The sequence below is a fragment of the Kineococcus terrestris genome (assembly GCF_041020755.1).
In the GTDB taxonomy this organism is placed as follows: domain Bacteria; phylum Actinomycetota; class Actinomycetes; order Actinomycetales; family Kineococcaceae; genus Kineococcus; species Kineococcus terrestris.
On sequence record NZ_JBEUEI010000020.1, the window covers coordinates 70157 to 77209 of the forward strand.

Genomic DNA, 7053 nt, shown 5'->3' on the forward strand with positions numbered 1-7053 from the left:
GCGGGGACCGGGGCGCTCGCGCGCGCGGCGTCAGGCCTTGGCGACCTGCACGACCGCCCAGGACAGCGGCGGCAGGACGACGGTGGCGACGCCCTCGGCGACGGTGACGTCCTGCAGCGGGCGCAGGCCCACCGCGTCGTGCGCGCCCTCGAGGTTCGTGGTGTGCCGGTCCTGGCCCTCGGTCGCCGCCAGCACCTTGGCGGTGACGACCTTCGAGACGTCGAAGCCGCGCAGCGACACGTCGACCTTCGCGGAGTCCGCCAGGTCGCGGTTGGCCAGGAACAGCGACACCGTCGAGGTGTCCTCGTCCCAGGTGGCCGAGGCGTCGACGACGTCGACGTCGCCGTACTTGTCGGACTCGTACTTGTCGGACGTGGCCGCCACCCGCAGCACCTCGCCGGTGGCCAGGCGCCGCACCTGCTCGAACGGGTGGGCGATCGTCTGCTTCCACGCGTCGCCGCCCGGCTCGCTGCGCAGCAGGCCGATGACGTTGACGAGCTGGGCCTGCGCGCCGATGGTGACGCGGTCGCTGTGGCGCAGGAGGGAGTTCAGCAGGGTGCCCACGACGACGGCGTCGGTGATGGAGTACTCGTCCTCGATGACGCGCGGGGCCACGTCCCACGGCTGGACGCCCGGGGCGTGGTGCGGGCGCGACTGGTACCAGACGTTCCACTCGTCGAAGCTCAGGTTGATCTTCTTGGAGTGCTTGCCGCGCGCGCGCACCGCGTCGGCCGTGGCGACGACCTGCTCGATGAACAGGTCCATGTCGACCGCCGAGCCGAGGAAGCTGGCGACGTCGCCGTCGGCGTCCTCGTAGTAGGCGTGCAGCGAGACGTAGTCGACGGCGTCGTAGGCCAGCTCCAGGACGGTGGACTCCCACGCGCCGAAGGTGGGCATCCGGCGGTTGGAGGAACCGACCGCGACGAGCTCGATGTCGGGGTCGATCAGGCGCATCGCCATACCGGTCTCGGCGGCCAGGCGGCCGTACTCGTACGCGGTCTTGTGGCCGGTCTGCCACGGGCCGTCCAGCTCGTTGCCCAGGCACCACAGCTTGATGCCGAACGGGTCCTTGGAGCCGTGCGCGATCCGCAGGTCCGAGTACTTCGACCCGGAGGTGATGTTGGAGTACTCCAGCAGGTCGCAGGCCTCCTGCAGGCCGCGGGTGCCGAGGTTCACGGCCATCATCGGCTCGGTGTCCACGGCGCGCGCCCAGGCGTCGAACTCGGCCAGGCCGAACTGGTTGGTCTCGATCGAGCGCCACGCGCGGTCCAGGCGGCGGGGCCGCTCCTCGCGCGGGCCGACGGAGTCCTCCCACTCGAAGCCGGAGACGAAGTTGCCGCCGGGGTAGCGCACGACCGTGGGGCCGAGCTCCTTCACCAGCTCCAGCACGTCGGTGCGGAAGCCGTTCTCGTCGGCGCTGGGGTGCTCCGGCTCGAAGATGCCGGTGTAGACGCAGCGGCCCATGTGCTCGACGAACGAGCCGAACAGGCGGTGCGGGACGGGCCCGACGGTGAAGGCGGGGTCCAGGGTCAGCGAGGCGGTGCGCACGAGGCGTCCTTCCGGTGGGTCGTGGCTTCCGGTGGGTGGTGCGCGGCCCCGGGGTCGCGGGGGCCGGCGGTGCGGGGCCGGGCGGTGCCCGGGCGGGTCCGCCGCGGGGCGGCGGCCGGGTGAGCGGTGCGAGCGGTGCGGGTCGTCGTCGACCTCCGTGACGGTGCTTTGCAACGTTGAACGAAGCAAACACGCACCGGCGCCAAAGGTCAAGCGTCGCCGTGCGCGGACAGTGCCATGATGCTGACGTGCCCACTGCCCGAGCGACGACGCTGCGTGACGTCGCCGTCGCCGCCGGCGTGTCGATCAAGACGGTGTCCAACGTCGTCAACGACCACCCGCACGTGCGGCCCGAGATGCGCGCGCGCGTGCGCGCCGTCATCGACCAGCTCGACTACCGCCCCAACGGGATCGGCCGCCAGCTGCGGCAGGGCCGCAGCGGCCTGGTGGCGCTCGCCGTCCCCAACGTCACCAGCCCCTACTACGGGGAGCTGACCTCCGAGCTCGTGCGCACCGCCCGCGAGCGCGGGCTCACCCTCATCGTCGAGCAGACCGACGCCGACCTCGAGCGCGAGCGCGAGGTCAGCGACGGCTTCCCCGTCCGGATGGTCGACGGGCTCGTCTTCGTACCCCTGACCATCCCCGTCGAGGAGCTGTCGCGCCGGCGCGACACCACCCCCGCCGTCGTCGTCGGCGAGAACGGCGAGGGCGCCGGACTGGACCGCGTCACCATCGACTCCGCCGGCATCGGCGACACCGCCACCCGCCACCTGCTGGACTCCGGCCGGCGCCGCGTGGCCTTCCTCGGCGACAAGGGCGGCGGTCGCCCCCCCGTGGTGGCCCAGCGCGTCACCGGCTACCGCCGGGCGCTGCGCCGCGCGGGGGTGCCCCTGGACCCCGCCCTGATGCGCGCGACGCCGGAGTGGGAGCGCGTCCACGGCTACGACGGCACCCGGGCGCTGCTCGCCGACCGGCCCGACGTCGATGCCGTCTTCGCCGCCAACGACCTGCTCGCCTTCGGCGCCGTGCGCGCGCTCACCGAGCTGGGCCGCCGGGTGCCCGAGGACGTCGCCGTCGTCGGTGTCGACGACGTCGAGGAGGCCCGCTACGCGACCCCGTCGCTGACCACGGTGGCCCTGGACCGCGCCGAGATCGCCCGCCTCGCCCTCGGCCTGCTCGCCGAGCGGCTCGCCGGCGACGACTCCCCGCCCAAGCTGGTCACGGCCTCCCACCACCTCGTCGTGCGCGAGAGCGCCCCCGCCTGAGCGGCGGGGCGCGGGGGGCGCGCGTGCGGCGGCGGAGCGCCACGGGCAGGATCGCGCCGTGCGCGCCGTGCAGATCGACCGGACCGGGGGACCGGAGGTCCTCACCGTCACCGACGTCCCCGACCCTCGGCCGGGTCCGGGGCAGGTGCTCGTGGAGGTCGAGGCCGCGGGCGTCAACTACATCGACACCTACCGGCGCAGCGGCGTCTACCCCCTCGACCTGCCCGCCGTCCTCGGTTCCGAGGGCGCCGGCCGGGTGGTCGAGGCCGGCGAGGGCGCGGCCGCGTTCGCGCCCGGGCAGCTGGTGGCCTGGAAGGAGGCGCCCGGCAGCTACGCGCAGCGCGTCGTCGTCGACGCCGCCGAGCTCGTGCCCGTCCCGGAGGGCGTGGACGCGCGCACGGCGGCCGCGGCGATGCTGCAGGGGCTGACCGCGCACTACCTGGCGACCAGCACCTACGACGTGCGGCACGGCACGTGGGCGCTCGTGCACGCCGCCGCCGGCGGGGTGGGCCTGCTGCTGACCCGGATCGTCACCCTGCGCGGCGGCCGGGTGCTCGCGACGACGTCCACGGAGGAGAAGGCCGAGCTGGCCCGCGCGGCTGGCGCCCTGGAGGTCGTCCGCTACGACGGCGCGACCGCCCGGGCCCGCGAGCTCACCGGCGGCCGCGGCGTCGACGTCGTCTACGACAGCGTCGGCAAGGACACCTTCGACGCCAGCCTGGAGGCGCTGCGCCCGCGCGGGCTGATGGTGCTGTTCGGCGGCTCCAGCGGCCAGGTGCCGCCCTTCGACCTGCAGCGGCTGAACACGGGGGGCTCGCTGTTCGTCACCCGCCCCACGCTGGCCTCCTACACGCGCACCCGCGAGGAGCTGCTGGCCCGCTGCGAGGACCTGTTCGGCTGGATCGCCGCCGGCCGCCTCGACGTGCGCGTCGGCGGCACCTACCCCCTGGCCGACGCCCGCCGCGCCCACGAGGACCTGCAGGGCCGGCGTACCACCGGCAAGCTGCTCCTGCTGCCCGGCGAGGAGTGAGGCCCCGGCCGCGTCCTCAGACGACGTCGGCCAGGGGCGCGGTAGTGCGGTCAGCGGTGCGGGCCTCCGCCCACGCCGCGGCCAGCAGCGGCACCGCCCGCTCCAGGACCTCCGGCGGGTGGCCGAACGGCACGCGCAGGAACCGCTCGAACGCGCCGTCGACCCCGAAGCGCGGGCCCGCGGTCAGCTGCAGGCCCCGGCGCGCGGCCGCGGTGACCAGGGCGCTGCTGGCCTCCGCGCCCAGGTTCACCCACGCGCAGAACCCCCCGGCCACGCGCGGCAGCTCCCACTCGGGCACCGCCGCGGCCAGCAGCCGCAGCAGGGTGTCGCGCCCGGCGCGCAGCTGCTCGCGCCGGTCGGCCAGGACGTCGTCCAGGTGCGGCAGCGCCCGCGCGACCAGCAGCTGCTCCAGCACCGGGGTGCCCAGCTCCCACGGTGAGCGGTGCTGCGCCAGGTGCCGCACCAGCCGGGCGTCCGCGCGCACCCAGCCGATGCGCAGCCCGCCCCACAGCGTCTTGGCGACCGTGCCCACGTGGACCGCGTCGGCCGGGAAGGGGCCCGGCGCGGGCCCGTCGACCGCCAGCTCGGCGGTCGTCTCGTCCACCACCAGCCGCGTGCCGTACCGGCGCGCCAGCTCGACCACGCGCCGGCGCACGTCCTCCGGCATCACCGCGCCCGTGGGGTTGTGGAAGGACGGCATGAGGTGGGCCAGGGCGGGCCGGGCGCGCGCGAACGCCTGCTCCAGCGCGTCGGCGTCCCAGCCACCGGTCTCGCGGGCCGTCGCCGCGCGCACCGGCACGGTCACCGGGCGCGCGCCCGCGGCGCGCAGGGCGTCCAGGGCGTGCGGGTAGGTGGGGGACTCCACGAGCACCCGGTCGCCGGGGGAGGTGCACGTGCGCGCCAGCAGCCCGATCGCGGCCTGCGCGCCCAGGGTGACCAGCACCTCCTCCGGGCGCGTGGGCAGGCCGCGCGCGGTGTAGCGGGCGGCCAGCAGCTCCCGCAGCTCCGGCAGGCCCACCAGGTCGTAGCCGCCGCCGGGCCGGTCGCGGGCCGTGGCGGCGGGCAGGTCGGCCGCGGCCAGCACCGCCGCGGCGTGCACCTGCGGCGCGCACGGCAGCACCGCGCGCGTCAGGTCCAGGGACGCCGGCAGCGCCGGGTCCGCGGCGCGCGGGCCCGGCAGCTGCACCGCGCTGCCCGAGCCGCGCACGCTGAGGAGGTGGCCGGACTCGCGCAGCGCCGCGTACGCCGCGCTGACCGTCGTGCGGCTGACCCCCAGCGCGGCGGCCAGCTCGCGCTCGGCGGGCAGCCGGCTGCCGGAGGCCAGGCGCCCGTCGACGGCGAGCAGCCGGACCCGGGCGGCCAGCGCGCGGAAGGCCGGGCCGCCGCCGTCCCGCCAGCCGTCGAGCAGGGCCACGAGGGAGCGCGTGGTGGTGGTCACCAGGCCACCGTACGCGGATTGGCCCTACCGGTCACCGCTCCGAAGCGGTCCAATCCTCGGGTGACGAGTCCACTCCTGCGCTGGAGCCGCCTCCTGGTCGGTCTGGTCCTCTTCGGCGCCGCCGAGGGGCTGATGGTCCAGGCCGCCGTGGGCGTCGGCCCGTGGACGGTGCTGGCGCAGGGGGTGTCGCGCCTGACCGGTGCGGGCGTCGGCTGGCTGACCGTCGTCATCGGCCTGGCCGTCCTGCTCCTGTGGGTGCCGCTGCGCCAGCGGCCCGGACCGGGCACGGTCCTCAACGTCCTGCTCGTGGGCACGGTCATCCAGGCGACGGTCGAGCTGGTGCCCTCGCCCGGCTCCCTCCTCCTGCGGGTGCCGCTGTTCGCCGCGGGCCTGGTGCTGCTGGCGTTCGCCAGCGGCCTGTACCTGGGCGCCCGGCTGGGCCCCGGACCGCGCGACGGCCTCATGACGGGCCTGCACGCGCGCACGGGCCTGCGCGTGGGGTGGTGCCGCGCCGCCGTGGAGCTGACGGTCCTCGCCGTCGGCTGGGTCCTCGGCGGGGACGTGGGCGCCGGCACCGTCGCCTTCGCCCTGGGGATCGGGCCGCTCGTGGGGTGGTTCCTGCCGCGCATGGACCCCGCGTTCCGCGGGCGGCCCGCGCCTCAGTCCACCGGGCCGGCCAGCAGGCAGAACTCGTTGCCCTCCGGGTCGGCCAGCACGTCCCAGGCGACCTGCCCCTGACCGACGTCGGCGTGGCGCGCGCCGCGGGCGAGCAGCTCGCGCAGCGCCGCGTCGCGGCCGGCGGCGCGCACGGGCCGCAGGTCCAGGTGCCAGCGGTTCTTGCCCGCGTGCGGGTGCGGCGAGCGCACCAGCTCCAGGTGCGGGCCGGTGTCCCCGCGGCGCAGAACCACCACGTCGTCGCTGGTGCGCACCGGCTCCCACCCCGAGGCCGCCCGCCAGAAGGCGGCCAGCGCGTGCGGGTCGTGCGCCTCGGCGACCAGCGCGGCCACCCGGCCGCTGCCGTCGTACTCCGGGCGCGGGTCCAGCACGCAGAAGGCGTTGCCCTCGGGGTCGGCCAGCACCTCCCACGGCACCTCGCCCTGCCCGACGTCCAGGCGCCGGGCGCCCAGGTCGAGCAGCTCGGCCACCACGAGCCGCTGCTCGGCCACCGAGGAGGTGTCCAGGTCCAGGTGCAGGCGCTGGCGCCCGGCCGAGGGCGGGTCGACGGGCACGAACACGAGGCCGACGCCGGGCTCGCCCTCGGGCGGGTCGACGTCGGCCTCGTGGTCGTCGCTGTACCCGGGCCGCCAGTCCAGCGCGCGGCGCCACCAGCCGGCCAGCGCCCACGGGTCGCGCGCGTCCACGACCACCTGCACCAGGCGGGAGGACGGCGCGCCCGGTCCCACCGCTACTGCCCGCGGCCGGTCTTCTGCTGCAGCTCGTCGATCAGCTCCGAGGCCTTCGCCTTGGTCAGGTCGCCGGGCAGCTCCTGGCCGGCCTCGCGGGCCAGCGTCTCCAGGTAGCTCTTCTGCGGGCCGGTCATCGGCTCGTCGCCGGTGACCCAGGTCTCCGGGTCCTTCTCCGCGTTCTGCGTCGGGTCGGGGGCGGTGTTCTCGTCGTCGTCTGCCACGGCCCCGACGCTACGACCCGGCTCCGACACGCGCCCGCCGGAGCGCGGGCCGGAGCGCGGGGGGGGGGGGCCCCGCGCGCCGCCCCCAGTTTCGGCGTGCATTAACACCTACACTCCGCGGGTGACGTCTCCCCAGACTACGCCC

Annotated in this window: 7 protein-coding genes; 3 read left to right on the forward strand and 4 right to left on the reverse strand. The window is 76.2% G+C overall.

Annotated elements, in window-relative coordinates; translation table 11 throughout:
• Positions 1-30: 30 nt before the first annotated feature.
• Positions 31-1548, reverse strand: coding sequence for an arabinosylfuranosidase ArfA (gene arfA / locus AB8M62_RS13310; protein ID WP_369055267.1), 1518 nt, complete (start codon positions 1546-1548; stop codon positions 31-33).
• A gap of 248 nt (positions 1549-1796) precedes the next feature.
• Here arfA and AB8M62_RS13315 point away from each other — a divergent pair, with 248 nt between their 5' ends.
• Together AB8M62_RS13315 and AB8M62_RS13320 are read left to right on the forward strand one after the other, a co-directional pair.
• Positions 1797-2813 carry a LacI family DNA-binding transcriptional regulator gene (locus AB8M62_RS13315; protein WP_369069877.1) on the forward strand — a complete coding sequence of 339 codons (1017 nt, stop codon included), beginning with the start codon at positions 1797-1799 and terminating at the stop codon, positions 2811-2813.
• Between the two features lie 58 nt (positions 2814-2871).
• Positions 2872-3843, forward strand: a complete 972-nt coding sequence (locus AB8M62_RS13320) for a quinone oxidoreductase family protein (protein WP_369069878.1) — start codon at positions 2872-2874, stop codon at positions 3841-3843.
• A 16-nt stretch (positions 3844-3859) separates the two neighbouring features.
• On the opposite strand, the gene yczR is transcribed toward AB8M62_RS13320, so the two are convergent.
• A complete protein-coding gene (gene yczR, locus AB8M62_RS13325) occupies positions 3860-5281 on the reverse strand; it encodes a MocR-like transcription factor YczR (protein ID WP_369069879.1) in 1422 nt (473 codons plus the stop codon).
• A 60-nt stretch (positions 5282-5341) separates the two neighbouring features.
• On the opposite strand from yczR, the gene yczE reads away from it, so the two are divergent.
• Positions 5342-6019, forward strand: a complete 678-nt coding sequence (gene yczE / locus AB8M62_RS13330; protein ID WP_369069880.1) for a membrane protein YczE — start codon at positions 5342-5344, stop codon at positions 6017-6019.
• On the opposite strand, the gene AB8M62_RS13335 is transcribed toward yczE, so the two are convergent.
• Positions 5941-6684, reverse strand: a complete 744-nt coding sequence (locus AB8M62_RS13335) for a VOC family protein (protein WP_369069881.1) — start codon at positions 6682-6684, stop codon at positions 5941-5943. The two genes, yczE and AB8M62_RS13335, sit on opposite strands and share 79 nt — an antisense overlap.
• Before the next feature lie 2 nt (positions 6685-6686).
• Positions 6687-6908, reverse strand: coding sequence for a DUF3072 domain-containing protein (locus AB8M62_RS13340; RefSeq protein WP_369055259.1), 222 nt, complete (start codon positions 6906-6908; stop codon positions 6687-6689).
• Positions 6909-7053 lie beyond the last annotated feature (145 nt).